At 68.7% G+C, this 23719-nt stretch carries 22 protein-coding genes and 1 tRNA gene; 11 read left to right on the top strand and 12 right to left on the bottom strand.

The genetic code is table 11. The annotated features are described in order from the left end of the window. The first annotated feature begins 34 nt into the window (after positions 1-34). Both A5680_RS19370 and A5680_RS19375 read left to right on the top strand, forming a co-directional pair. Positions 35-2032 (top strand): hypothetical protein, encoded by a 1998-nt coding sequence (locus A5680_RS19370; RefSeq protein ID WP_055405607.1) that lies wholly within the window; start codon positions 35-37, stop codon positions 2030-2032. A gap of 13 nt (positions 2033-2045) precedes the next feature. Then, positions 2046-3062, top strand: a complete 1017-nt coding sequence (locus A5680_RS19375; protein ID WP_067822191.1) for a polysaccharide deacetylase family protein — start codon at positions 2046-2048, stop codon at positions 3060-3062. On the opposite strand, the gene A5680_RS19380 is transcribed toward A5680_RS19375, so the two are convergent. Together A5680_RS19380 and A5680_RS19385 are read right to left on the bottom strand one after the other, a co-directional pair. Continuing rightward, positions 3059-3421 carry a PAS domain S-box protein gene (locus A5680_RS19380; protein ID WP_055405609.1) on the bottom strand — a complete coding sequence of 121 codons (363 nt, stop codon included), beginning with the start codon at positions 3419-3421 and terminating at the stop codon, positions 3059-3061. The genes A5680_RS19375 and A5680_RS19380 overlap by 4 nt on opposite strands. 129 nt (positions 3422-3550) lie before the next feature. Continuing rightward, complete coding sequence (locus tag A5680_RS19385; protein WP_067822194.1) at positions 3551-4171, bottom strand: TetR/AcrR family transcriptional regulator; 621 nt, start codon at positions 4169-4171, stop codon at positions 3551-3553. A 100-nt stretch (positions 4172-4271) separates the two neighbouring features. On the opposite strand from A5680_RS19385, the gene A5680_RS19390 reads away from it, so the two are divergent. Then, positions 4272-4736, top strand: a complete 465-nt coding sequence (locus tag A5680_RS19390) for a DUF1772 domain-containing protein (RefSeq protein ID WP_055403057.1) — start codon at positions 4272-4274, stop codon at positions 4734-4736. 19 nt (positions 4737-4755) lie between these two features. Further along, positions 4756-5121: a nitroreductase/quinone reductase family protein gene (locus A5680_RS19395; RefSeq protein WP_055403059.1), complete on the top strand. Its 366-nt coding sequence runs from the start codon at positions 4756-4758 to the stop codon at positions 5119-5121. Here A5680_RS19395 and metG read toward each other — a convergent pair. Then, a complete protein-coding gene (metG, locus tag A5680_RS19400) occupies positions 5118-6659 on the bottom strand; it encodes a methionine--tRNA ligase (protein WP_055403061.1) in 1542 nt (513 codons plus the stop codon). The two genes, A5680_RS19395 and metG, sit on opposite strands and share 4 nt — an antisense overlap. Before the next feature lie 19 nt (positions 6660-6678). Between metG and A5680_RS19405 the strand changes: the two genes are divergently transcribed. The 5 genes from A5680_RS19405 to A5680_RS19425 all read left to right on the top strand — a co-directional run bounded on the left by A5680_RS19405 (position 6679) and on the right by A5680_RS19425 (position 12650). Then, complete coding sequence (locus tag A5680_RS19405) at positions 6679-7539, top strand: TatD family hydrolase (protein WP_055403063.1); 861 nt, start codon at positions 6679-6681, stop codon at positions 7537-7539. 167 nt (positions 7540-7706) lie between these two features. After that, positions 7707-8834, top strand: coding sequence for a resuscitation-promoting factor (locus A5680_RS19410; protein ID WP_197281225.1), 1128 nt, complete (start codon positions 7707-7709; stop codon positions 8832-8834). Next, positions 8798-9739 carry a 16S rRNA (adenine(1518)-N(6)/adenine(1519)-N(6))-dimethyltransferase RsmA gene (gene rsmA, locus A5680_RS19415; RefSeq protein ID WP_055403067.1) on the top strand — a complete coding sequence of 314 codons (942 nt, stop codon included), beginning with the start codon at positions 8798-8800 and terminating at the stop codon, positions 9737-9739. Before A5680_RS19410 ends, rsmA begins: the two co-directional genes overlap by 37 nt. Before the next feature lie 59 nt (positions 9740-9798). After that, positions 9799-10749 carry a 4-(cytidine 5'-diphospho)-2-C-methyl-D-erythritol kinase gene (locus A5680_RS19420; RefSeq protein ID WP_067822250.1) on the top strand — a complete coding sequence of 317 codons (951 nt, stop codon included), beginning with the start codon at positions 9799-9801 and terminating at the stop codon, positions 10747-10749. A 266-nt stretch (positions 10750-11015) separates the two neighbouring features. Next, entirely contained in the window at positions 11016-12650 is a 1635-nt protein-coding gene (locus A5680_RS19425) for a fatty acyl-AMP ligase (RefSeq protein ID WP_067822197.1), read from the top strand. Positions 12651-12665: 15 nt separating this feature from the next. Here A5680_RS19425 and pth read toward each other — a convergent pair whose 3' ends face one another. The 3 genes from pth to A5680_RS19440 form a co-directional block, all read right to left on the bottom strand. Then, the gene (pth, locus tag A5680_RS19430; protein WP_055403071.1) at positions 12666-13241 is read right to left on the bottom strand and encodes an aminoacyl-tRNA hydrolase; all 576 of its coding nucleotides are present in this window, start codon (positions 13239-13241) and stop codon (positions 12666-12668) included. Positions 13242-13253: 12 nt separating this feature from the next. Further along, positions 13254-13913 (bottom strand): 50S ribosomal protein L25/general stress protein Ctc, encoded by a 660-nt coding sequence (locus tag A5680_RS19435; protein WP_055403074.1) that lies wholly within the window; start codon positions 13911-13913, stop codon positions 13254-13256. A gap of 139 nt (positions 13914-14052) precedes the next feature. Continuing rightward, the gene (locus A5680_RS19440; protein ID WP_067822199.1) at positions 14053-14934 is read right to left on the bottom strand and encodes an oxidoreductase; all 882 of its coding nucleotides are present in this window, start codon (positions 14932-14934) and stop codon (positions 14053-14055) included. 154 nt (positions 14935-15088) lie between these two features. Here A5680_RS19440 and A5680_RS19445 point away from each other — a divergent pair, with 154 nt between their 5' ends. Beyond that, positions 15089-18379 (top strand): LuxR C-terminal-related transcriptional regulator, encoded by a 3291-nt coding sequence (locus tag A5680_RS19445; RefSeq protein ID WP_156675176.1) that lies wholly within the window; start codon positions 15089-15091, stop codon positions 18377-18379. A 76-nt stretch (positions 18380-18455) separates the two neighbouring features. On the opposite strand, the gene A5680_RS19450 is transcribed toward A5680_RS19445, so the two are convergent. The 5 genes from A5680_RS19450 to A5680_RS19470 all read right to left on the bottom strand — a co-directional run bounded on the left by A5680_RS19450 (position 18456) and on the right by A5680_RS19470 (position 22167). Beyond that, complete coding sequence (locus tag A5680_RS19450; protein ID WP_067822202.1) at positions 18456-19064, bottom strand: LpqN/LpqT family lipoprotein; 609 nt, start codon at positions 19062-19064, stop codon at positions 18456-18458. 35 nt (positions 19065-19099) lie between these two features. After that, positions 19100-19444: an arsenate reductase (glutaredoxin) gene (gene arsC / locus A5680_RS19455; protein WP_055403080.1), complete on the bottom strand. Its 345-nt coding sequence runs from the start codon at positions 19442-19444 to the stop codon at positions 19100-19102. Next, complete coding sequence (locus A5680_RS19460; RefSeq protein WP_055403082.1) at positions 19445-20425, bottom strand: ribose-phosphate diphosphokinase; 981 nt, start codon at positions 20423-20425, stop codon at positions 19445-19447. A gap of 103 nt (positions 20426-20528) precedes the next feature. Continuing rightward, positions 20529-21995 carry a bifunctional UDP-N-acetylglucosamine diphosphorylase/glucosamine-1-phosphate N-acetyltransferase GlmU gene (glmU, locus tag A5680_RS19465; RefSeq protein WP_067822204.1) on the bottom strand — a complete coding sequence of 489 codons (1467 nt, stop codon included), beginning with the start codon at positions 21993-21995 and terminating at the stop codon, positions 20529-20531. A gap of 100 nt (positions 21996-22095) precedes the next feature. Beyond that, positions 22096-22167: transfer RNA gene (locus A5680_RS19470), tRNA-Gln, on the bottom strand. 166 nt (positions 22168-22333) lie between these two features. Between A5680_RS19470 and A5680_RS19475 the strand changes: the two genes are divergently transcribed. Then, positions 22334-22927, top strand: coding sequence for a TetR/AcrR family transcriptional regulator (locus tag A5680_RS19475; protein WP_156349533.1), 594 nt, complete (start codon positions 22334-22336; stop codon positions 22925-22927). An 18-nt stretch (positions 22928-22945) separates the two neighbouring features. Here the strand turns inward: A5680_RS19475 and A5680_RS19480 are convergent, their stop codons facing one another. Further along, positions 22946-23644 carry a hypothetical protein gene (locus tag A5680_RS19480; protein ID WP_067822206.1) on the bottom strand — a complete coding sequence of 233 codons (699 nt, stop codon included), beginning with the start codon at positions 23642-23644 and terminating at the stop codon, positions 22946-22948. Between the last annotated feature and the right edge of the window lie 75 nt (positions 23645-23719).

Here is a 23719-nt window from a genome sequence, read left to right on the forward strand (position 1 = left end):
GATTTAAGTAAGTGGGGCTGCGGCGGTTTCGACAATGCATACTGTTCCGGTGATGTACCCGAGACGTCTGGGCAAAGTGGTTGCGCTGGCCGCTGTGGCCGGGTTTTTGGTGATGAGCGCCCCGGCGTCGTGGGCCGCGCCCGGCGACCCGGTTACGACGGCGGACTCGCCGACCCTGTCGCTGACCGACATCGGGTCGGCCCCCACCCTGGAGTTCTGGGGGCTGACGAGCAGCCAACAGCTGACCGTGCCGGTGCTGCACGGGCTCACGCCCGCGGCGCTGAACGCCACCGTCGAACTGCCGGTCAACCTGCGGTCCGGCCAGCTCACGGTGACCCAGGGCGAGCGCACCCTCGCCCGATTGACTCTGCCCACCGCCGATCAGACGCCGATCGTCATTCCGCTGGCCGGGGCGGAAGTCAACGACAAGTGGATGACCGTGACCTTGCGGTCCTACCTGGTGCCGTTGGATGGATTCTGCCTGTACCCGGAGAGCCCGCTGCGTCTGGCGAACGGGTCGATCACCTACACCGGGGTCGAACTGCCGCCGACCACGGTGGCGCATTTCCTGCCGCCCGTGCTGCGCAAGCTTTCCATCTTTCTGCCGCAATCGCCGTCGGCGAACGAGTCCGACACGGCGATCCAACTGGCCGCGTCCGTGGCCTCGCGCTATGGCAGGCAGACGCCCGAGATAATCGTGACCCCGCTGGCCGAGGGACAGGCGGCGCCCCCGACGCCCCCGCAATCGCTCGAGCGCCAGATCGTCGTCAAAGAGGGCCCCGACAACGGGCTTTCCCTGCAGGGCGCCGCCGGCGTGCCGTGGTTGCTGATGTCGGGACCCCTTGGGCAGTCCGACGAATCGAACACCGCCGTGCTGTTCAACGACGTGTCGCAGCTGGCCCTGTCCTCCAAGACGGCGGCGGAACAACTCAAGCCCAGCCTGCAGCAGCTGGGCGGCAGCGTCACGTTGCGCGAATTGGGCCAGCCGGTCGTCAACGCGACATCCCTGCAGCCGCGGGTGTCGATCGGACTGGACCAGACCCGGTTCGGCAGATCGATACACGACGTGCGCGTGCATCTGCAGGGCTCCTACACCCCGACGCCCGGCAACATCGGCGGACAGATCGCCGTGACGATCGGCCCGGAGACCATCGACCACTGGCCGACCGACGGCCACGGCACCATCGACCGCTGGGTCGACGTGCCGGACCGGCTGCTGCAGCGCTACACCAGCCTCGACATGGTTCTCGACGTCGCCGCAAACATCGGACACTGCGGCGACTTCTACACCGCGGGCGCCGGAAACCAGCTCCTCAATCTGAACATCAACGGCGACAGCATCATTGCGAGCAATCCGGCCGCACCGCCGGTGCCGGACGGCTTCCAGTCGATGCCGCAGTCGCTGATGCCCCGGGTGCAGGTGGGGATCGAGCCCCACTCGCTGATCGACACGGTGCGCGCGATCAACCTGGTGGTGGGACTGCAGCGGATAAGCTCCGTGCCGATCTACACCACGGTCACGACCGCGCAACAGGCGATCGACTCGTCTGACCCCGCCATCGTGATCGCCGCCGACGGGTGGAATCACTCCAACGTCGCGCTTCCGGTTTCCGCGGGGCCCAGCGGCCCGATCACCGTCAACGCCATCGAATCCGACGGCAAGCCCGCCAAGCTCACGCTGGATCCCGGTCTCCGGTTCGCTTCTCTCCAAACGGTTTTCAACAAGGGCCGGTCACTGCTGGTCGCCACCTCCAACGGGGCGCCGGGGCAGCTCGACGAGCTGCTGCGCTGGCTCAACGCCGATAACAAGCGCTGGCAACGGCTCAAGGGCGTTGCGGTGGTGTCCGCACCGGGCGGGCAGGACCCGGTGAGCGTCGAACGGTCGCCCGCGGCCGCTCCGACCCCCGGGGCGCAGAGCCACTCGGACCTTGGCTGGCTATGGTGGTTCGGCGCGGGTTGGGTCGCTGTGGCGATCGTCGGAGCGGCGGTGATCGTGTGGCGCACCAGACGCGAATCATGGCGGCGCCGTTAGCGTTTGACGCCTGATGGCGCTCGTCAAGAACGTCGTGGCCGCTCTGCTGTGCGCCGCCGGGGTGCCGGCGCTGGCCCGGCGGCGACACCGCGACGCGCTCGCCATCGTGATGTTTCACGGGGTGGAGGACGAACCGCCGTCGCCGCCCTGCGGGCACGTGCTCGGTGCGGCGCGCTACCGCCGTCAGTTGGCTTATCTGCGTAAGCATTTCAACGTCCTCCCGCTGCAGGAGGCCCTCGATCGGCTTGCCGAGGAGACGCTGCCGCCCCGCGCGGTGGCGATCACCTTCGACGACGGCACCCGCAACCTGGCCACGCATGCCGTTCCGGTGCTGCGCGAGCTGCGGTTGCCTGCGGCGGTGTTCCTGGCGACCGGCCCGCTGGACGGCGGCGAAATCCTTTGGCCGGACCGCCTTTGGCTCGCGATCGCCCGCACCACCGCGCACGAGGTCGACCTGGCCGCGTTGGGGCTGGGCGTTCGCTCGCTCGCCGGGGTGACCAACCGCGGCAAGGCCTACGCCGCCGCGGTTGCGGCGTGCAAGGACCTGGCCGACGCGGACCGGATCAGGGCGCTGGACGAGATTTTCGCCGCGCTTGGCCACCGCGACGACGGCGACGGTGGTCCGTTCCGGATGCTCTCGTGGGACGAAGCGCGCGGGCTGGCCGGCGACGGTCTGGTGACACTGCACCCGCATTCGGTGACCCACCCGATCCTCGCCCGCTGCGACGACGACAAGGTCGAACGGGAGATCGCGGATTCCTGCGCGGCACTCGAGCGCGAAACCGGCCAGCGCGTCACGGTTTTCGCCTACCCCAACGGGCGGCCGCGGGATTTCGACGCCCGCGCCAAGGACGCACTGCGCGCCCGCGGCATCCGCTGGGCGCTAGCCGCCACGGCGGGCTTCGCCGACCGTCGTTGCGACCCGCTGGCGTTGCCGCGCCTCGCGGTGTCCAGTGGTTCGTCTTTCGGCCATTTCCGGCTGATGGTTTCCGGCGGCCTACCGCGCCGCTCCGGCGGACGCCGGGGTTAGCGGTCGTCCTGCCACAACTGCTCGGTCAGATCCTGGAAAGCCGCGAGGACGAATTGATCGTCGGCCCGCATCGCCGCCGACTTGCTCATCAGGGCCCGCACCACCGAACCGTCCTTGTGCGCCAGCTCGACGACCATGTTCGCCAGGGAATGAACGACCGATAACAACGACTCCGACTCCGGCGCCTGATGGAAGATCTGGTGGAACCGGAGCGACAAGACCTCTTCCGGCTCGTAGCCCATCATCTCGGCGAACGCGGCGTTGGAAAACAGGATGGCGCCGTCGTTCTCGATGGCCAGCACGGGGATCGGAATCCGCTCGAGCACAACCAACGCCGGCAGCTGCTTCAAGGTAGTCATCGGCGAATCCTCGTGATGCCGATTGCGTCGTCGCTCCACCGGCCGATTATGGCGCATAACATAGGCTATACACGAGGTCTTGGCGCAGATGCGCTCGCAGGATGTCGCCGCGCGTTCGGTTTTCGGCGATTACCCGGACCCCGCACCGGCGTTCGGGAATCCCGCCGTCGACGCGGTGGCGCCGCAGAATCCGCTGATCAGAATGTCGAGTCGGGCGGCGTGCTGATCCGGGCGTAACCGCCCGGCGCGCTCGAGGGTGACCAGACCGTACAGGGCGGCCCACACCACCTCGGTCAGCGTGTCGGGGTCCCGTGGGCCCGCGACCATCGCCACCGCCGCCCGTAATTCCGCGAAGGCCGCCGTCAGCTCGGCCGGAGTGTCCTCGGCGGCGAACGGCAGCGTCGTCGCGCGGGTGAACATCGCGTCGAAGAGGGCGGGGTTGTCCCGAGCGAACCCGATGAACGCCCGGGCCACCCGCGTCACCGCATCCCGCCCGTCGGTGGCGTCGCCGCGGGCGCCGCGCAGCGCGTGCGCGAGCTCGCCGAATCCCTCCACGGCGACCGAGGCGGCGATGTCCTCCATGCCGGAGAAGTGTTTGTAGAGCACCGGTTGGCTGTATTCGATCTCGGCGGACAGCCGACGGGTGGTGACGGCGTCCCAGCCCTCTTCCTCGGCCAGCTTGCGCGCGGTAGTGGTGATCAGCGCGCGGCGGGCCGCCCGTTCGCGTGCCCTGCGGTCCTCGATGGCCATGCCGTGATACTAGCGCCGATATCAATGCTAGCGGTGCTATTGACACACTGAATCCTAGGGGTTAGCGTTGCTAACACCTACGGAGACGAGGAGTCGCATCATGGTTGCCACGTTGTTTGCGGTCGTTGCGGTGCTGGGGACCGGGGTGGTCTACGGCACCGACGTGTTCTGCGCGATGGTGCAGCGCCCCGCGCTGGCCCGCGTCGACGACCACGCCCTGCTCGCGGTGATGGGCAACGTGCATCGCTACGGTGACCGCCGGATGCGACTACCCGGCCTGCTCGGCCTGGCCGCGGCGGCCATCAGCGCGGCGCTCGCTTCGGCGTTCGGCCGCTGGGCGCAAGCCGGCGCTGCCGGCGCCGCCGTCGCCCTGCTGCTGGTGTGGCTGCTGCTCTACCTGAAGGTGAGCGCGCCGATCAACCGGCAACTCATCGCCGGCGCCGACCGGCCCGAGCTGCCCACCGATGCTCGGGCGCTGCAACGCGACTGGGACAAGGTGATCACGCTCAGGGCCACCCTGCAGGGCCTGGCCGTCACCGCGCTGTGCCTGTCAATGCTGGTTTGAACCGAAAGGGGTATCGAAAATGTCCGTAGCCAAGAAGGTCGGCCGCCTGGTGATGCGCGCGGCTCCGTTGTTGAACACGCCGGTCGCGGCGATTGCGTCCTCGCCGCGCTTGGGCGCACGGCTCCAGCGCAGCATCACACTGGTCACCTACACGGGTCGGCGCTCGGGACGGACCTTCTCGATCCCGGTGGCCTACCGGCGCCGCGGCGACGATGTCGAGATCGTCGCGAACATGCCGGATACCAAGACGTGGTGGCGCAACTTCGTCGGCGAAGGCGCTCCGCTGTCGCTGACGCTGGATGGCACCGAACGCGCCGGCCATGCGATCGCTCACCGAGACGCCAAGGGGCGTGTCACTATTCGCGTCCGCCTCGCAACCCGCTAGTCGACCTGGTAGCGCGGGAAGACGCCGGCCGGCGCGGGCAGCGCCGTGCCGGGCGCCAGCCGGGTGCCGATGGCGTCGAACCCGCGCTGCTCGGGCGGTTGGCCGAGCAGATCCAGCAGCTTGCTCGCCGAGTCGGGCATCACCGGCTGAATCAACAGCGCCGCAATGCGAACCGCCTCACACGTCGTGTAAAGCACTGTGGCGAAACGCTTTTGGTCCGCCTCCGCGTCGCTCTTGCGCAACACCCACGGCTGCTGGGCCGAGAAGTACTTGTTCGCGTCGCCGAGCATCAGCCAGATCGCTTCCAACGCCAGGTGCATGGCCTGCCCGTCGAAGCTGACCCGGACCCGCTCCAACAACCCGTCGGCCGTCGCCAGCAGCTCGGCGTCCGCGGCACTCAGCTCACCGGGCTCGGGCACCACCCCGTCCAGGTTCTTGGCCACCATCGACAACGACCGCTGGGCCAGGTTGCCCAGCTCGTTGGCCAGGTCGGTGTTGATCCGGGTGATAATGGCCTCTTCGCTGTAGCTGCCGTCCTGGCCGAACGGCACCTCGCGCAACAGGAAATAGCGCAGCTGGTCCACGCCGAACGTATCCGCCAGCGCGACGGGGTCGACGACGTTGCCCACCGACTTGCTCATTTTCTCGCCCCGGTTGAGCAGGAACCCGTGCGCGAAAACCCTTCGCGGCAAATCGATCCCGGCCGACATCAGAAACGCCGGCCAGTACACCGTGTGGAAGCGGATGATGTCCTTGCCGATCATGTGCAGATCCGCGGGCCAATAACGTTGGAACATCGCCGAATCGGTGTCCGGGTAGCCCACCCCGGTCAGGTAATTGGTCAGCGCGTCCACCCAGACGTACATGACGTGATCGGGATGCTCGGGCACTTTCACGCCCCAGTCGAACGACGTCCGCGAGATCGACAGATCCCGCAGACCGCCCGAGACGAAGCTGACCACCTCGTTGCGCCGCACGTCGGGCGCGATGAAGTCGGGGTTGGCCTCGTAGTGGGCCAGCAGCTTGTCGGTATACGCCGACAGCCGGAAGAAATAGGTCTGCTCCTCGGTCCAGGTGACCGGCGTGCCGGTTTCGACGGCGACCCGGATGCCGTCGACCTCGGCGGTCTCCGATTCGACGAAGAACCGCTCGTCGCGCACCGAGTACCACCCGGCGTAGCTGTCCAGGTAGATGTCGCCGGCCGCTTCCATCCGCCGCCAGATCGCCTTGGATGCCTCGTGATGGTCGGCGTCGGTGGTGCGGATGAACCGGTCGAAGGAGATGTTCAGCTTCTCCTGGAGCCGCTGGAAGATGTCGGAATTGCGCCGCGCCAGATCGGCGGTCGGGATGCCTTCGGCCGCCGCCGTCTCCATCATCTTGAGGCCGTGCTCGTCGGTGCCGGTCAGGAAGCGCACGTCGAAGCCGTCGAGCCGCTTGAACCGGGCGATGGCGTCGGTCGCGACGTACTCATACGCGTGCCCGACGTGCGGATTGCCGTTGGGATACGTGATCGCGGTGGTGACGTAGAAGGGCCTCATCGAGAGTCCACCTTATTGTGTGCGCGTGAGCTCCAAACCGCGAGAACGCCGAGAACGCGAAGCCCCGCCCGCCCCGGATCCGCTGGCGCCGCTGATCGACGCCCATACCCACCTGGACGCGTGCGGCGCGCGCGACGCCGAGGACGTGCGCGCGATCGCCGACCGGGCCGAGGCGGTCGGGGTGGGGGCGATGGTCACCATCGCCGACGACCTGGATTCGGCGCGCTGGGTGACGCGGGCCGCCGAATGGGATCCGCGCGTCTACGCCGCGGTGGCCTTGCACCCCACCCGCGCCGACGCGCTGGACGACGACGCCCGCAGCGAGATCGAGCGCCTGGTGGCGCATCCCCGGGTGGTGGCGGTGGGGGAGACCGGCCTGGACCTCTACTGGCCCGGCCGGCTCGACGGCTGCGCGCGACCGGACACGCAGCGGGACGCCTTCGCCTGGCACATCGACCTGGCCAAGCGGTGCGAAAAACCCCTGATGATCCACAACCGCGAGGCCGACGCCGAGGTGCTCGACGTGCTGGCGGCCGAGGGCGCTCCCGACACCGTGATCTTCCATTGCTTCTCGTCGGACGCCACGATGGCCCGCCGCTGCGTGGACGCCGGGTGGTTGCTCAGCCTGTCGGGGACGGCCAGCTTCCGCAACGCCCGCGACCTGCGCGAAGCCGTTCCACTGATCCCGCTGGACCAGCTGTTGGTGGAAACCGATGCGCCGTTCCTGACGCCGCACCCCTACCGCGGGTCGCCCAACGAACCGTATTGCCTTCCTTATACTGTGCGAGCGATCGCGGAATTGGTGGGTCGTCCCGCCGAAGAGCTGGCGCGGGCCACCACGAGCAACGCCCGGCGGGTCTACGGAATGGCTCGGGCATAAGTCGCCCGACGGGACGATTGCGTTAACAAACCCTCGCCGGAGTTGCTCAACTTTGGCCGGTTCGTTACCGTCTTGTGATCGAAAGGGATGGGGCCTACGGGCCCTTATTTGTCGCTTGGTGCTGATTAGGTCGTTGGAGTGCTTGCTGTGTTCGGGATAGACGCGCGTTGACTGTATTAACAAAACTGCATCAGACCCCCTCCCCGATGCTGCGACTGATCGTCGGAGGCCTGCTGGTAGTTCTGGCGTGCGCCGGCGGATTCGCGGTCTCCGCGTGCAAGACGGTGACGCTGACCGTCGACGGGATCGCGATGCGGGTGACCACCATGAAGTCGCGGGTCATCGACATCGTGCAGGAGAACGGCTTCGCCGTCGACGAGCGGGACGACCTGTACCCCGCCGGGGACGTCAAGGTGCACGACGCCGCCAACATCGTGTTGCGCCGCAGCCGGCCGCTGCAGATCTCGCTGGACGGCCACGACACCAAGCAGGTGTGGACGACGGCGTCGACCGTCGACGAGGCGCTGGCCCAACTCGCCATGACCGACACCGCCCCGGCCGCGGCCTCCCGCGGCAGCCGGGTCCCGCTGGCCGGCATGGCGCTGCCCGTCGTCAGCGCCAAGACCGTCCGCATCACCGACGGCGGCGCGACCCGCACGGTCCACCTGCCGGCGCCCAACGTCGCCGGCCTGCTGAGCGCCGCCGGCGCGCCGCTCCTCGAGGGGGATCAGGCCACGCCCAGCGCGTCCTCGCCCATCGTCGACGGCATGGAGATCCAGGTCACCCGTAACCGGATCCAGCGGGTCACCGAGCGAATGCCGTTGCAGCCGAACGCCCGTCGCGTCGAGGACCCGGACATGAACATGAGCCGCCAGGTCGTCGAGGACCCGGGCAGCCCGGGCACCCAGGACGTCACGTTCGCGGTGGCCACCGTCAACGGCGTCGAGACCGGCCGGTTGCCGATTGCCAACACCGTGATCACCCCGGCCCGCGACGCCGTGGTGCGGGTGGGCACCAAGCCCGGCACCGACGTGCCGCCGGTGACCAACGGCTCCATCTGGGACGCGATCGCCGGCTGCGAGGCCGGCGGGAACTGGGCGATCAACACCGGCAACGGCTACTACGGCGGTGTGCAGTTCGACCAGGGCACCTGGGAGCGCAACGGCGGGCTGCGGTTCGCCGCGCGCGCCGACCTGGCGACTCGGGAAGAGCAGATCGCCGTGGCCGAGGTGACGCGGGCGCGTCAGGGCTGGGGTGCGTGGCCGGTGTGCAGCGGAAGAGCTGGTGCGAGCTGACCGTCCGGCTGCTCGGTCGCACCGAGATCAGGCGGCTTGCCAAAGAACTTGACTTCCGGCCACGGAAATCGCTCGGCCAAAACTTCGTTCACGACGCCAACACGGTCCGGCGGATCGTCTCGACCTCCGGCGTGGGTCGGTCCGACCACGTGCTGGAGGTCGGTCCGGGTTTGGGTTCGCTGACCCTGGCCCTGCTGGAGCGCGGCGCCACCGTCACCGCCGTCGAGATCGACCCGGTGCTTGCCGAGCGGCTGCCGCAAACCGTCGCCGAGCGCTCGCACAGCGAAAGCCAGCGACTCACCGTGGTCAACCGCGACGTGTTGACCCTGCGCGGCGACGAGCTGGCCGCGCAACCCAACGCGGTCGTGGCCAACCTGCCCTACAACGTCGCGGTGCCCGCGCTGCTGCATCTGCTCGCCGAATTCCCGTCCATCAGGACCGTGACCGTCATGGTGCAGGCGGAGGTGGCCGAACGCCTTGCCGCCGAACCCGGCGGCAAGGACTACGGCGTGCCCAGCGTCAAGGTCCGCTTCTTCGGCACGGTCCGACGCTGCGGCATGGTGTCGCCGACCGTCTTCTGGCCGATTCCGCGCGTCTACTCCGGGCTCGTCCGCATCGACCGCTACGCCGCCGCGCCGTGGCCCACCGACGAGGCGTTCCGCCGACAGGTGTTTCAGCTGGTGGACATCGCGTTCGCGCAGCGACGCAAGACGGCGCGCAACGCGTTCATCGAGTGGGCCGGCTCGGGCAGCGAGTCGGCGAACCGGCTGCTGGCCGCCAGCATCGACCCGGCCCGCCGCGGTGAAACGCTGTCCATCGACGACTTCGTGCGGCTGTTGCGGCGGTCGACCGGATCGGCCGGTACCACCCCGCCCGCGGCCCAACAGCAGCCGTCCCCGAGCTGAGGGCGGCGCCGCTGCGTGTGGTTGGCTTCTCGCAGCGATAGTCTGCTGCGGTGGTCGACATGACTGGCGGCAATACCGCCGCCCAGTGGGTGCCCACCGGGTCGGTCACGGTTCGAGTGCCCGGGAAGGTCAACCTGTATCTGGCGGTCGGCGACCGCCGCGAGGACGGCTATCACGAGCTGACGACCGTGTTTCAGGCGGTTTCGCTGCTCGACGAGGTGACGGTCCGCAACGCCGACGTGCTCTCGCTCGAGCTCGTCGGCGAGGGCGCGGACAAGCTGCCCACCGACGAACGCAACCTGGCCTGGCAGGCCGCCGAGCTGATGGCCGAACACGTCGGCCGGGCGCCCGACGTCTCGATCATGATCGACAAGTCGATCCCGGTCGCCGGCGGGATGGCCGGTGGCAGCGCCGACGCGGCGGCCGTGCTGGTCGCCATGAACTCGCTGTGGGAGCTCAACGTGCCGCGCCGCGACCTGCGCATGCTCGCCGCGCGGTTGGGCAGCGACGTGCCGTTTGCGCTGCACGGCGGCACCGCGTTGGGCACCGGCCGCGGCGAGGAGCTGGCGACCGTGTTGTCCCGCAACACGTTCCACTGGGTGCTGGCGTTCGCCGACGGCGAGCTGCTCACGCGCAAGGTGTTCGCCGAGCTGGACCGGCTGCGGGAGGCGGGCGACCCGCCGCGGCTCGACGGCCCCGGCCCGGTGCTGGCGGCGCTGGCCGCCGGCGACTCCGAACAGCTGGCGGCCCTGCTGGGCAACGAGATGCAGGCGGCCGCGGTGAGCCTGAACCCGAAGCTGCGCCGGACCCTGCGCGCGGGCGTCGAGGCGGGCGCCCTCGCGGGCATCGTGTCCGGTTCGGGCCCGACGTGCGCCTTCCTGTGCCCCTCGGCGGCCTCGGCGGTGGACGTGGGCACCGAGGTCTCCGGCGCCGGCGTCTGCCGCACGGTGCGGGTCGCCAGCGGTCCGGTCGCCGGGGCGCGCGTGGTTCCCGCGCCCACCGAAGTGTGAAAATCGACCCAAAACGCGCATTCGTTTGGGCTGTTCCCTAAGAGGAGTTTAAGATAATGCGCGGTGACGGGTAGCTCTGAGCAAGAACTCTTATTGTCGTCGTCCGCCGGGCCCTCCGGCGGACGACTAGCGCTTGGGGGCTCATCGCCGATTCGAGACCTAACCGCCGCCCGACTGTGTTTGCGCGCCTGCTTCGAAGTGTTATCCAGTGGGCGGAATATGAGATCCCGGGCGTTGGGGCAAGCGCCGGAACCGAGGAGGTTTGTGTGAGCAGGTTTACCGAGAAGATGTACCACAATGCCCGCACCGCGAAGACGGGCATGGTCACCGGTGAACCCCACGAACCGGTCCGGCACACCTGGGGAGAGGTCCACGAGCGCGCTCGCCGCATCGCCGGCGGCCTGGCGGCCGCCGGCATCGGCCTCGGCGACGCCGTGGGGGTGCTGGCCGGCTTCCCGGTCGAGATCGCCCCGACCGCGCAGGGGCTGTGGATGCGCGGGGCCAGCCTCACGATGCTGCACCAGCCGACGCCGCGCACCGACCTGGCCGTGTGGGCCGAAGACACCATGAACGTCATCGGCATGATCGAGGCGCAAGCCGTCATCGTCTCCGAGCCCTTCCTGGTGGCCACCCCGGTGCTCGAGGAGAAGGGCATCAAGGTCCTCACCGTGGCCGACCTGCTGGCGTCGGAGCCGATCGACCCCGTCGACGTCGGCGAGGACGACCTGGCGCTGATGCAGCTGACGTCGGGGTCCACCGGTTCCCCGAAGGCCGTGCAGATCACCCACCGCAACATCTACTCCAACGCCGAGGCGATGTTCATCGGTGCCCAGTACGACGTCGACAAGGACGTCATGGTCAGCTGGCTGCCCTGCTTCCACGACATGGGCATGGTCGGGTTCCTGACCATTCCGATGTACTTCGGCGCCGAGCTCGTCAAGGTCACGCCGATGGACTTCCTGCGCGACACGCTGCTGTGGGCCAAGCTCATCGACAAGTACAAGGGCACCATGACCGCGGCGCCCAACTTCGCCTACGCGCTGCTCGCCAAGCGGTTGCGCCGCAACGCCAAGCCCGGTGATTTCGACCTGTCCACGCTGCGGTTCGCTCTGTCCGGCGCCGAGCCCGTCGAACCGGCCGACGTGGAGGACCTGCTGGACGCGGGTAAGCCGTTCGGCCTGAACCCGTCGGCCATCCTGCCGGCCTACGGCATGGCCGAGACCACCCTGGCCGTGTCGTTCTCGGAGTGCAACGCCGGTCTGGTCGTCGACGATGTCGACGCCGACCTGCTGGCCGCCCTGCGCCGTGCGGTACCCGCCACCAAGGGCAACACCCGCAGGCTGGCCACCCTCGGCCCGCTGCTACAAGACCTCGAGGCGCGGATCATCGACGAGAACGGCGACGTGATGCCCGCCCGCGGCGTCGGCGTCATCGAGCTGCGCGGCGAGTCCCTGACGCCCGGCTACCTGACCATGGGCGGCTTCATCCCGGCGCAGGACGAGAACGGCTGGTATGACACCGGTGACCTCGGCTACCTGACCGAGGAGGGCCACGTCGTGGTGTGCGGCCGCGTCAAGGACGTCATCATCATGGCGGGCCGCAACATCTACCCCACCGACATCGAGCGGGCCGCCTGCCGCGTCGACGGGGTGCGCCCCGGTTGCGCCGTCGCGGTGCGACTGGACGCCGGCCACTCCCGCGAGACATTCGCCGTCGCCGTCGAGTCCAACGCGTGGCAGGACCCGGCCGAGGTGCGCCGCATCGAGCACCAGGTCGCCCGCGAGGTGGTGGCCGAGGTCGACATGCGGCCCCGCAACGTGGTGGTGCTCGGGCCGGGCACCATCCCGAAGACGCCGTCGGGCAAGCTGCGCCGGTCGCATTCGGCCACCCTGGTCACCTAGCACCTTTCAAGGCGGCTACCAGGCGTGGACGCGGTTCTGCGCCGGCTCCAGCCCGAGTTCGATGAGTAACTCCGTGGCGTCCGCGGCCTGCTCGCAGATGGTCGGCACCTCGGTGCGCTCGGCCGCGGAGAAGTTCTCCAGCACGAAGGCCGCCGGGTCTTTGCGTCCCGGCGGTCGGCCGATGCCGATGCGGACCCGCGCGAACTCCTTGGTGCCCAACGCGGCCGCCACCGAGCGCAGCCCGTTGTGGCCGCCCTCGCCGCCGCCGATCTTGAGCCGGATGCGGCCGAAGTCGAGGTCGAGGTCGTCGTGCACGACGACGATGTCGGCCGGCGGCACGGAGTAGAACTTCGCCAACGGCCCGATCTGGCGGCCGGACTCGTTCATGTAGCAGCGCGGCTTGGCCACCAACACCGGGTGGCCGGCCAACCGGCCGCTGACCACCTCGGCGCCGGAACGCTTGTGCACCTTGAACTTCGAGCCCAGCCGGTCGGCGAGCAGGTCGGCGACCATGAACCCGAGGTTGTGCCGGGTGCGGGCGTAGTTGTCCCCGGGGTTGCCCAGGCCGACCACCAGCAACGGCTCGGCCACGTTGCGATCCGCCTACTCGGACTCGTCCGCGGACGCCTCGGCCTCGCCGGCTTCCTCTTCCGCGGGGGCTTCCTCGCCCTCGGCGGCCTCGCCCGCGCCCTCTTCCTCGAGGTCCTCGGCGGTCGGCGCCACCACGACGTTGACCACCAGCATCTCCGGGTCGGAGATCAGGTTGACGCCCCGCGGCAGGGTGATCTGTCCGGCGGTGAACTGGGTGCCCGGCTCGGCGCCCTCGACCGACACGGTGAGGTTTTCGGGAATCGACAGCGCCTCCGCCTCGATCTCGATGGTGTTGGTGTCCTGAGTGACCAGGGTGCCGGGCACGGCGTCGCCCTCGACGACGACGGTGACCTCCACGACCACCTTCTCCCCGCGGCGCACGACCAGCAGGTCGGCGTGCTGGATGGTGCGGCGGATCGGGTGGATGTCGAGCGCCTTGGTCAGCGCCAGCTGTTCCTTGCCGTCGATGTCGAGGGTCAGCACCGCGTTGGTGCCCGCGTGCCGCAGCACGGCCGCGAAGTCGTGGCCCGGCAGCTCGAGATGTTGCGGGTCGGCGCCGTGGCCGTAGAGGACGGCGGGAATCCTGCCTTCGCGGCGGGCCCGGCGGGACGCGCCCTTGCCGGTCTCGCTGCGCACCGTGGCGGTCAGTTGGTTGCCTGCGGACTTGGCCATCGTGTCGCTCCTGTGTGCTCAGTGCCTGAGTGTGGGGGCACGGCCAGGGTCGCGACAGTTCGTCGGTCTCCGTCGATAACGGTGCTGGCTGGCCAGCCACCCTCGCCGTGACGCCCGGTCAGGTTAGCGCATGTGCACCTCAGAGCGGAAATTTGGTGCCGGTGAGCTGCTCGGACAGCTCCCACAGCGCCGCGGCCATCTTCGGGTCCCGCGCCGCCCGGCTGCGCCCCACCGGCTGCGTGCGGCCCATCTGGCCGAACCGCGGGCCGACGAAGGTGTCGCCCGGAAGATCCTGCGACGCCGCGTACAGCGTCTGGCGGGCGCCGAAGTCGGCGTCGGTGGCCACCACCCGGGTGACCGCCGACATCATCGCGTCACCCAGCTTGCGGCCCGAGGCGCCCTGCAGGTTGGTGTGCGAATAGCCGGGGTGGGCGGCCAGCGCGCGCAGCGGGGAACCGGCCGCGGCGAGGCGCCGCTGCAGCTCGCTGGTGAACAGCAGGTTGGCGAGCTTGGACTGGCTGTAGGCCAGCCACGGCGAGTACCGGCGCCGCTCCCAGTTCAGGTCGTCGAGGTTGATCCGCCCCGCCCAGTGCGCCATCGACGACACGGTGACCACTCGATCGGTGAGCTTGGGCAGCAGCAGGTTGGTGAGCGCGAAGTGTCCGAGGTGGTTGGTGCCGATCTGGCTCTCGAAGCCGTCGATGGTCTGCGCGTAGGGGGCCGCCATGATGCCCGCGTTGTTGATCAAGACGTCGACCTTGTCGACGCCCTCGGCGAATTCGCGCACCGACGCCAGGTTCTGCAGGTCGAGCGAGCGCACCTCGACCGGGCCGGTCTGGGTGCCCCTGATCTGCAGCGCGGCCTTCTCGCCCTTGCGGATGTCGCGGACCGCCATGATCAGCGTGGCCCCGCGCCGCGCCAGCTCGCGGGCCGTCACCGCGCCCAGCCCGCTGTTGGCCCCGGTGACGATGACGGTGCGCCCGGCGAACGAGGGCAGGTCTGCGGCGGTCCAGTTCGTCATGGCTGACGAGCCTAGTGGGGCTCGTTCACGACGTCGAAGGCCACGGAGTCAGGCGGGTGTTGGGACCGACCGCGTAGCCGCGCGCGCCGGACAGGAATCGATCTGCGCGTTCTGGCGGATGTTCTGCCCCGTCTCGGACGCGATGCTGGCTACCATGAGCCAACACGCGGAGATGCCGCAGCTGACCTGGAGCGATTTGGGCGTGGGCGAGTTGCTGCCGACGGGAACGGTCACGTTGCTGCTAGGCGACGTCGAGGGGTCTACGCGGTTGTGGGAGACCGAGCCCGAAAAGATGACCGCCGCCCTGGCACTTTTGAACAAGACCGTCGACGAGGCTGTCGCCGCCCATGACGGGGTGCGTCCGCAAGAGCAGGGCGAAGGGGACAGCTTCGTGACCGCTTTCGCGCGTGCCAGCGATGCGGTGGCGTGCGCGCTGGCGTTGCAACGCGCGCCGCTAGCGCCGATCCGGCTGCGCCTCGGGATCCACACCGGCGAGATTCAGCTGCGCGACGATGCCAACTATGCGGGACCCACCATCAATCGCGCGGCGCGGCTACGCGATCTGGCGCACGGGGGGCAGACGGTGTTGTCGGGGGCGACGGAGCCGCTGGTGGTCGATCGCCTTCCGGACGGGGTGTGGCTCACCGATCTCGGCAATTACCCGCTGCGCGACCTACCCCGCCCGGAACGCGTTGTGCAGCTGTGTCATTCGGACCTGCGCAACGAGTTCCCGTCGCTTCGGGTGCGCAGCGGCGTTCCATCGCACAATCTGCCGACCCAATTGACGAATTTCATTGGGCGCCATGAGCAAATGGCCGAGCTGGGTCAGCTGGTGGCCCACAACCGGTTGGTCACCCTGACGGGCGCCGGCGGTGCGGGCAAGACTCGACTCGCCGCCGAAGGCGCCGCCCGACTAAGCCGCGAGTTCGCCGACGGCGTGTGGTATGTCGACCTGGCGCCGACCACCAATCCCGCAATGGCGCAAGTGGCCGTGGCGCGCACACTCGGCGTGCCCGATGTCGCCGGGCTCTCCACTTTGGAGCTCCTAGTGCGGTTCTTCGCAGAAAAATCGATGTTGCTATTGCTCGACAACTGTGAGCATCTGCTCGATCCGTGTGGTGCCTTGGTCGTCGAGCTGCTCGCGGCTTGTCCGAAACTGACGATCATTGCGACCAGCCGTGAGCCGCTCGGAGTTCCCGGCGAGCTGACCTGGCGCGTCCCGTCGCTGCCCATCACTGACGAGGCCGTCGAACTGTTCGCGGACCGGGCCAGGCGGATACGGCCGGAATTCCATGTCGGAGAGAACAACCGCGCGCTGGTCGAAGAAATCTGTGAACGCCTTGACGGCATGCCGCTGGCCATCGAGCTTGCCGCGGCACGAGTTCGGGCGCTATCGCTATCGCAGATCGTCCACAGCCTGCATGACCGATTCCGGTTACTCACCGGCGGGGCGCGCACCGCAGTGCGCCGCCAGCAGACACTGCGCGCCTCTGTGGACTGGTCGCATGCGCTTCTGACAGAGCCAGAGCGGGTGTTGTTCCGGCGACTAGCGGTCTTCAGCGGTGGGTTCGATCTCGGCGCCGCCCAGGCGGTCGGCGCCGTCAGCGACGTAGAAGGCTATCAACTACTGGACCAACTCAGCCTGCTGGTCGACAAATCGTTAGTGGTGGCCGACGACACCGCGGCCGGCATGCGCTACCGGTTGCTCGAAACGGTGCGGCAATATGCGCAGGAAAAGCTCGGCGAGTCCGGCGAGGCCGACGAGATACGCACCCGGCATCGTGACTACTACGCGGCCACGGCCATCGAGTTGGAGTCGCAGGGACTGGCCGGTCTTGAGCAGCTGCTGCGTTGGGCGGACGCGGAGATTGACAATCTGCGGGCGGCGTTCGCATGGAGCCGGGAGAAGGGCGACCGCGAGACGGCGCTGAGACTGGTGTCCGCACTGCAACTGTTTTGGTTGACGCGCAGCCGTTTCCGCGAGGCTTTCGCGGCGTTCGAAGCCGTTCTGACCGATGAGCGCGATCCGCAGATAGCACTTGAGGTGTGGGTGCGCGCGGTCGCCGATCAAAGCGCGATCGCCGTGTGGATGGGCGTCCCCGCTTGCCCGGATCGGGCCCGCGAAGCCCTGGCTCTCGCGCGCCAGTGTGACGACCCGGCGTTGATCGGTCGAGGCCTGATGGCGTGCGGTTCGGTGGCGATATACAGCGCTGAACTCGCACAGCCATATTTTGCCGAGGCGATCGAACTGGCTCGAACCGCCGGCGATCGGTGGAGCCTGTGCCAAATCTTCACCTATCAGGCGACCATGGCCTATTACGCCGGCGAACCGATCGCGGCGGCCGCGTCCGCCGTAGAAGGGCGTGACCTCGCGGATTCCGTCGGCGACAACCTTCATTCGCGGCTTTGCCGGGAGTGGCTCGGCTCGGCCCTCGCCATGGAAGGACATCTCGCAGACGCGGTTGACGTATTGGGTTGCTTGGCAGCGGATTCCGCGGCCGCGGGGGACCTGCCCATGTCGATCATGGTGCAGGTAGCGCGCAGCATAACGCTCGCCTACAAAGGTGAGGCGGCCGCCGCGCTGAGCGCGGCACAATCAGCTTCCGAGGCGGCGAACTCGCTGGGAATCTACACGGACGCAGTGTATGTGGCGTTGGCGGCGGCCAACCTTGCCGCCGGCGAGACGGCTACTGCCAGACAAGCGGCGGAGGAGGCCTGGCGGCAGACCACCCCGCTACGCGAAATCTGGGTCAGGGGAGCCAGTCAAACAGCCGAGGTCTTTCTGGCATGCGGTGATTTGGCCGCAGCGCGCCGCTGGGCCGATGACACCGTCGCCGTGGTACCGGGCTGGTACCGGATGTCGGCCCTGACACAACGCGCCTACATCGCAGTGGCTCAAGGTGACCACGGCCAGGCCGAGCGCGATGTTCACGACGCCCTGGAGATCGCCACCGGTACGCGGGCATACCTACGAGTGACGGACATCCTCGAGTGTCGGGCACGCCTGGCGGCCGACGATCGCCAACTCTCCTACGCAGCGCGCCTCTTGGGCGCAGCGGACGGCGTTCGTCGGTCCATCGGGGCAATCCGTCTCCCGATGTATCAAGCGGGGTACGACGCTTTGGTCGAGACGGCACGGGAATCGTTGGGGATTGATGGCTTCGACACTGCCTGGGCGGAGGGAGCGGCGTTGTCCACCGAGGAGGCGATCGCCTACGCGCGACGCGGCCGCGGCGAGCGCAAACGCCCAGCTACCGGCTGGGCATCGCTAACCCCCATGGAGAACGATGTGGTGCGCCTCGTGCGGGAAGGCCTGGGGAACAAAGACATCGGTGCCAGGTTGTTCATCTCACCGCGCACGGTACAGACCCACCTCACCCACGTGTATGCCAAACTCGGCATCGCCTCGCGGATGGAGCTCTTCAAGGACCAGCGCCCCACGTGACGCACCGAGATTGCGGCCAGGGCTGTGGTTCGGGTGCCGACCACGACCGTGGCGGCAATCTGGGCGGGGCCGAAGATCACTTCGCGGCGACGACGAAGCCCCGCATGATCGCCTCGATGTCGGAGGACTGTTCGACGGCCTGGTTGGCCAGGCCGGTGATGGTGAGCTGAACCAGGTATCGCTGATTGGGGGGCTTGGAACCGGTGGCGATGACGATCCGGTTGAAGCTGTGCAGCCGGGTGCCGTCCAAGTCGTAGCTGCCCTGGATCATCGACGACGGGAAGCCGTCGTACGGCGCCGTCGAGGCGTCGAGCTGCTTGAAGTCCTCGAAGAGTTGGGCGTCGTCGTTGCCGTGCTGGATCACCTGAGCCGGATCGAAATTGCCATTCAGCTTGAACACCACGAGCCTGGCCGTCGGATACTTGTTGCCCTTGGAGATCATCACGGTCTCGGGTGCGATGTGCGGGTTGTTCGCCGCCGACCAGCCCGGCGGTGTCGGGATGGATACCGTCAGGTCCGGCAGGTTGCCCGGCGCCACCTGCTGCCCGGTGACGCCGATGTTCTGCAGGTACTGCGACAGCGGCACCGGCTTCGCGGCCCTCGTCGTGGTGGTGGTGGTCGTCGGGGTGGTCGACCAGATCGATTGATAGTCAGGCGTTTTCGGGCCGCACGCCGCAGCGGGCATTGTCAGCGCGATGGCCGCGGCCGCACACGCACGTCTCACAGAATCTCGCGGACGGCGTCGACCGGCCGGGCCAGCCGGGTGCCCTTCGGGGTGACGACGAACGGTCGTTCGATCAGGATCGGGTGTTCGACCATCGCGTCGAGCAGCTGGTCGTCGGTCGCGTCGGCGAGGTTGAGCTCGGAGTACAGGGATTCACGCTTGCGCACGGCCGTGCGCACGTCGATGCCGGCGTCGCGGATCATCCGAACCAGCTCGGCCCGCGACGGCGGGGTCTTCAGGTACTCGACGATGTTCGGCTCGAAACCGTTGTCCCGCAACAAGTCCAGTGTCTTGCGGGAGGTGCTGCATTTGGGGTTGTGGTAGATGACGGTGTCGGCCATCTAGGCGTCTCCGTCGAAAAGCCCCGTGACGGAGCCGTTTTCGAAGACGGCGCGAATGGTGCTGGCCAGCAGCGGCGCGATGGACAAGACCGTCAGCTGCGGGAAACGCTTCTCCTCGCCGATCGGCAGCGTGTTGGTGACGATGACCTCGCGGGCGCCGGACGCCGCGAGCCGCTCGGCGGCCGGATCGGACAGCACGCCGTGGGTGGCCGCGATGATCACGTCGGCGGCGCCGTCGTCGCGCAACAGCTGCACCGCACCGGCGATGGTCCCGCCGGTGTCGATCATGTCGTCGATCAGCACGCAGGTCCGCCCCTCCACCTCGCCGACGACGCGGTTGGAGACCACCTGGTTGGGCACCCGCGGGTCGCGGGTCTTGTGGATGAAGGCCAGCGGGACACCGCCCAGCGCGTCGGCCCACTTCTCGGCGATGCGCACCCGGCCCGAGTCGGGGGAGACGACCACCATGTTGCCGTCGGGGTAGTTGTCCCCGATGTAACCGGTCAGCAGGTTCTGCGCGCGCATGTGGTCGACCGGCCCGTCGAAGAACCCCTGGATCTGGTCGGTGTGCAGGTCGACGGTCACGATCCGGTCGGCGCCCGCAGTCTTGAGCAGGTCGGCCACCAGCCGCGCCGAGATGGGCTCGCGGCCGCGGTGCTTCTTGTCCTGCCGGGCGTAGGGGTAGAACGGCATGACCGCGGTGATCCGCTTCGCGCTGCCCCGCTTGAGCGCGTCGATCATGATCAGCTGTTCCATCAGCCAGTCGTTGACCGGCGCCGGGGCGGACTGCAGGACGAACGCGTCGCACCCGCGGACGGACTCGTGGAATCGGACGAAGATCTCGCCGTTGGCGAACTCCCGCGCCGTCTGGGCGGTGACGTGGACGTCGAGCTCCTTGGCCACCTGCTCGGCCAGTTCCGGATGCGCACGCCCGGAGAAGAGCATCAGGTTTTTGCGGTTATCGGTCCAGTCGTGGCTCAACGCACTGCCCTCGCCGTATCGGGATCGGGAATGGGACGCCCCATCGTACGTAGCGAATGGTACGGAAATATGGCCGGGTTACCAGATACCAAAATCACCATGTCTATTCGGGTGCGGATGTTTCGCCGGGGTTGTCGGCGGCTTTCTCGGCCGCTTGGGCCGCCGCGCTGCCCGGCCGCTTGCGTTTGACCCAGCCCTCGATGTTGCGTTGCGGGCCGGCGGACACCGCCAGCGCGCCCGGCGGGACGTCGTCGCGGACCACGGTTCCCGCGCCGGTGTAGGCCCCGTCGCCGACCGTGACCGGCGCGACGAACATGGTGTCCGACCCGGTGCGCACGTGCGAGCCAATGGTGGTGCGCGACTTCGATGTTCCGTCATAGTTGACGAAGACGCTGGACGCCCCGATGTTGCTGTGCTCGCCGATGTCGGCGTCGCCGACGTAGGTCAGGTGGGGGACCTTGGTGCCGGTGCCGATCGTGGAGTTCTTGGTCTCGACGAACGCCCCGAGCTTGCCGTCGTCACCCAGCACGGTGCCGGGCCGCAGGTAGGTGAAGGGGCCGACGGTGGCGCCGGCACCGATGGACGACGACGTGCCGTGGGTGCGCACCACCGATGCGCCGTCGCCGACGGTGACGTCGGTGAGCGTGGTGTCGGGACCGATGACGCAATGGCCGCCGAGTTGGGTTCGGCCGAGCAGCTGCGTGCCGGGGTGGACGACGGTGTCGCGCCCGATCGTGACGTCGACGTCGATCCAGGTGGTGGCCGGGTCGACGATGGTCACACCGGCCATCTGGTGGGCGGCGACGATCCGGCGGTTGAGTTCGGCGCCCAGCTGCGCCAGCTGGACGCGGTTGTTGACGCCGGCCACCAGCGCGCTGTCGTCGACGTGCTGGGCGTGGATGGCCTGCCCGTCCCCGCGCAGGATGGAGATGACGTCGGTCAGGTAGAGCTCGTGCTGGGCGTTGTTCGAGCTCAGCCGGCTCAGCGCCGAGCGCAACGCCGCGACGTCGAAGGCGTACACCCCGGCGTTGACCTCGCGAATGTCGCGCTGCGAGGGGGTGGCGTCGGCGTGTTCCACGATCGCGGTGACCTCGTTGTCCTGCGTGCGCAGGATTCGGCCGTAGCCGCTGGGGTCGGCGAGCGTCGTGGTGAGCACGGTCGCGGCGGCCGATCCCGCGTTGTGCGTGGCGATCAGCTCGGCCAGGGTGTCGGCGTCCAGCAGCGGCGTATCGCCCGAGGTGACGACGACCACGCCGGCGTAGTCGTCGGGCAGCGCCGACAGGCCGCAACCGACCGCATGGCCGGTGCCCCTCGGCCGGTCCTGCAGGGCGACCTCGATGCCGCGGCCCAGCGCGTCGGCCGCTTCGGCGACCAGCGGCGCGATGCGCTGGTGATCGTGGCCCAGCACCACCACCAGGTGTTGCGGCGCGACCTTGGTGATCGCGTGCAGCAAATGGGACAGCATGCTGCGCCCGGCGATGGTGTGCAGCACCTTGGGGGTGTCCGAGCGCATCCGGGTGCCGGGCCCGGCCGCGAGCACCATGACCGCGGTATCACCACGAGACGCCACGCTTCTCCTTTCGACGCGAGCGTGCGGGTCGGTACGCCGACACGCCGTTAAGCGTGTCACCTCATGGGCGCTCGCGGCAAAGGGCTCGTGCCTTTTGGGGCTCCGTCGCCAGGACTCGAACCTGAACTCTCAGAACCAAAATCTGATGTGCTGCCGATTACACCACGACGGATTGCGGGCCCCGGAGGCCCACGCCAACAAGACTCTAGACGGTCGGCGGGCCGATCGCGGCGGCAAGGGAAAGACGGCCGGATCGGTGCGGGCGACGCTATAGGCTGGTTGACGTGGCCGTTCTGGACAAGGAGCCCGACAAGGAAGCCCGGGCGCCGCGCGCCCGCATGACCGGTAGCGATCGCCGACAGCAGCTCATCGGCATCGCGCGCTCGCTGTTCGCCGAACGCGGCTACGAGGGCACCTCGATCGAGGAGATCGCGTTGCGCGCCAACGTGTCCAAGCCGGTGGTCTACGAGCACTTCGGCGGCAAGGAGGGCCTGTACGCGGTGGTCGTCGACCGCGAGATGTCGGCGCTGCTGGACGGCATCACCTCGTCGCTGACCAACAACCGCTCCCGGGTGCGGGTCGAGCGGGTCGCGCTGGCGTTGCTCACCTACGTCGAGGAGCGGACGGACGGCTTCCGCATCATGATCCGCGACTCGCCGGCCGCGATCAGCTCGGGCACCTACTCCAGCCTGCTCAACGACGCCGTCAGCCAGGTCAGTTCCATCCTGGCCGGCGACTTCGCCCGTCGCGGGCTGGATCCGGACCTGGCGCCGCTCTACGCCCAGGCGCTGGTGGGCTCGGTGTCGATGACGGCCCAGTGGTGGCTCGACACCCGCGAGCCCAAGAAAGAGGTGGTCGCGGCGCACCTGGTCAACCTGATGTGGAACGGACTGACCCACCTGGAGGCCGACCCCCGGCTGCAGGACGGTTAGGGACTCCCCCGGCGGGGTTCATGAGGTCAGCGTCACACCCAGCGCGACCACGGGCCGGGGGAAATGCTCTGCGGCGCAGGCCTCGTCGAGCGTGTCCTCGATGAGCGCGGCCAGCTCGCCGGCGCTGGGTTCCGATCCGCCCACGACGTACGGGCCGGCCTGGTCACCGCCGACGTGCAGTTCGGTGAGGATGACGCCGCGCCGGGCGCGGACGTCCGCCATGGCCGCTATCGTCCGCCGGATCGCCTCGCCGTAGCGGACCGGGGCGTCGGCCCGGGTAGTCGAAGGATCCGGCCGGCAGTGCAGGCCCACCAGTTCGAAGGTGTTGTGCGCCGAGCCCCGCCGCGCCCGACCGGCGACGTGGGGAGCCGCGAGGGGCTCCTCGAGCACGATGCGCCCGACGCCGACTCCCACCGCGTCGCGAAATAACCCGGGCGATCCGGGGTGCGCGAGGATGCGTGCCGGGTCTGTCCGCGCGGCGAGGGCAACCGCCAGCTCGCCGTCCGAGCGGACGCCGATGCCGAGGCCTTCTTCGGTTGCGATGCGCGCGAGGCCGGTGGTCAGCGGAGACCGGCCAAAGTAGACGATGCGCGCATCCCGCAGGGTTTTGCGCCAATGGCGGGCGCGGTCCCGAAAGTCGGCCTCGTCGGCCGGGGCGCCGGCGGGCCGCGGGGGAGCCGCGTGTTTCACCGACGGCAGGATGTCCAGCAAGGTCATGCGTCCAACGTGCGCCCGCGGGCGGCCGGATTTCGCTTTCCTGACGATCCCTTGACGGCGCCGGGCTCGATATTG

This window comes from Mycobacterium sp. E2989 (genome assembly GCF_001667595.1).
Classification (GTDB): domain Bacteria; phylum Actinomycetota; class Actinomycetes; order Mycobacteriales; family Mycobacteriaceae; genus Mycobacterium.

Bases quoted from the DNA above. Each gene is read 5' to 3' on its own strand.
- A5680_RS19370 (WP_055405607.1), top strand. From the start codon at position 35: ATGCATACTGTTCCGGTGATGTACCCGAGACGTCTGGGCAAAGTGGTT.
- A5680_RS19375 (WP_067822191.1), top strand. From the start codon at position 2,046: ATGGCGCTCGTCAAGAACGTCGTGGCCGCTCTGCTGTGCGCCGCCGGG.
- A5680_RS19380 (WP_055405609.1), bottom strand. From the start codon at position 3,421: ATGACTACCTTGAAGCAGCTGCCGGCGTTGGTTGTGCTCGAGCGGATT.
- A5680_RS19385 (WP_067822194.1), bottom strand. From the start codon at position 4,171: ATGGCCATCGAGGACCGCAGGGCACGCGAACGGGCGGCCCGCCGCGCG.
- A5680_RS19390 (WP_055403057.1), top strand. From the start codon at position 4,272: ATGGTTGCCACGTTGTTTGCGGTCGTTGCGGTGCTGGGGACCGGGGTG.
- A5680_RS19395 (WP_055403059.1), top strand. From the start codon at position 4,756: ATGTCCGTAGCCAAGAAGGTCGGCCGCCTGGTGATGCGCGCGGCTCCG.
- metG (WP_055403061.1), bottom strand. From the start codon at position 6,659: ATGAGGCCCTTCTACGTCACCACCGCGATCACGTATCCCAACGGCAAT.
- A5680_RS19420 (WP_067822250.1), top strand. From the start codon at position 9,799: ATGACTGGCGGCAATACCGCCGCCCAGTGGGTGCCCACCGGGTCGGTC.
- A5680_RS19435 (WP_055403074.1), bottom strand. From the start codon at position 13,913: ATGGCCAAGTCCGCAGGCAACCAACTGACCGCCACGGTGCGCAGCGAG.
- A5680_RS19440 (WP_067822199.1), bottom strand. From the start codon at position 14,934: ATGACGAACTGGACCGCCGCAGACCTGCCCTCGTTCGCCGGGCGCACC.
- A5680_RS19445 (WP_156675176.1), top strand. From the start codon at position 15,089: ATGAGCCAACACGCGGAGATGCCGCAGCTGACCTGGAGCGATTTGGGC.
- A5680_RS19450 (WP_067822202.1), bottom strand. From the start codon at position 19,064: ATGCCCGCTGCGGCGTGCGGCCCGAAAACGCCTGACTATCAATCGATC.
- arsC (WP_055403080.1), bottom strand. From the start codon at position 19,444: ATGGCCGACACCGTCATCTACCACAACCCCAAATGCAGCACCTCCCGC.
- A5680_RS19475 (WP_156349533.1), top strand. From the start codon at position 22,334: ATGACCGGTAGCGATCGCCGACAGCAGCTCATCGGCATCGCGCGCTCG.
- A5680_RS19480 (WP_067822206.1), bottom strand. From the start codon at position 23,644: ATGACCTTGCTGGACATCCTGCCGTCGGTGAAACACGCGGCTCCCCCG.